The sequence below is a fragment of the Puniceibacterium confluentis genome (assembly GCF_007923445.1).
Classification (GTDB): Bacteria; Pseudomonadota; Alphaproteobacteria; order Rhodobacterales; family Rhodobacteraceae; genus Puniceibacterium; species Puniceibacterium confluentis.
The window spans coordinates 1-1,029 of record NZ_VOJI01000083.1 but is presented as its reverse complement, the minus strand read 5'-3'; the positions used below and the strand labels follow the sequence as shown (position 1 = coordinate 1,029).

General features: G+C 58.9%; 1 protein-coding gene. It reads left to right on the top strand.

Going from position 1 to position 1,029, the window contains the following annotated elements:
- Positions 1–62: 62 nt before the first annotated feature.
- On the top strand, positions 63–1,022 hold the full coding sequence (locus FOY53_RS22625) for an IS481 family transposase (RefSeq protein ID WP_146592536.1): 960 nt from the start codon (positions 63–65) through the stop codon (positions 1,020–1,022).
- The last annotated feature ends 7 nt before the right edge of the window (positions 1,023–1,029 follow it).

Here is a 1,029-nt window from a genome sequence, read left to right as displayed (position 1 = left end):
GCTAGGTGTTTGATCCCACGGTTTGATGGTGTGATCCTTTCGCAGGAATGGAAGGAAGCACTATGGGAGAAGTTCGTCATGGCAGCGCCACGACCACGTACGCCGTCAGAGCAGCGATACAGCGATCGCAAGCTTCGCTCTCGGAACTAAGTCGGGAGTTTGGGATCAACCCCAAGACGGTGGCGAAGTGGCGCAAGCGCACCACGATCGAGGACCTGAAGACCGGCCCCAAAGAGCTCCGCTCCACGGTTCTGACCGAGGCCGAAGAGGCGGTGGTGGTCGCTTTTCGGCGTCACACGCTGCTGCCGCTGGACGACTGTCTCTATGCCCTTCAGCCCTCGATTCCGTACCTGACGCGCTCGGCACTGCATCGGTGCCTCCAACGGCATGGCATCTCGCGCCTGCCGGACGTCGAGGGCGACAAGCCGAAGCGGCAGAAGTTCAAGCGCTACCCGATCGGCTTCTTCCATATCGACATCGCTGAGGTGCAGACCCGCGAGGGCAAGCTCTATCTCTTCGTCGGCATTGACCGCACAAGCAAGTTTGCTGTCACGCAGCTGGTCGACAAGGCCGCCAGGAAAACGGCGTGGGAGTTCCTGGAGCACCTTCTGGAGACCGTGCCCTACAGGGTTCACACGATCCTGACGGATAATGGCATTCAGTTCTCAGAGCAGCCTAGGAACCGCAACACCATCTATTCTCGGCCAATGCGCTTTGATATGATCTGTGAGGCCAATGGCATCGAGCACCGGCTCACCAAGCCCAACCACCCGTGGACCAATGGCCAGGTCGAGCGCATGAACCGCACGATCAAAGAGGCCACGGTCAAACGCTTCCACTACGACAGCCACGATCAGCTGCGAACGCACCTCGGTGACTTCATTGCGGCTTACAACTTCGCACGCCGCTTGAAGACCCTCAGCGGCCTCACGCCCTACGAATACATTTGCAAGATCTGGACTTCAGAACCGGAAAGATTCATCGTCAACCCGATCCACCAGATGCCGGGACTGAACAGCTAGGCGCAGA

Bases quoted from the DNA above. Each gene is read 5' to 3' on its own strand.
- FOY53_RS22625 (WP_146592536.1), top strand. From the start codon at position 63: ATGGGAGAAGTTCGTCATGGCAGCGCCACGACCACGTACGCCGTCAGA.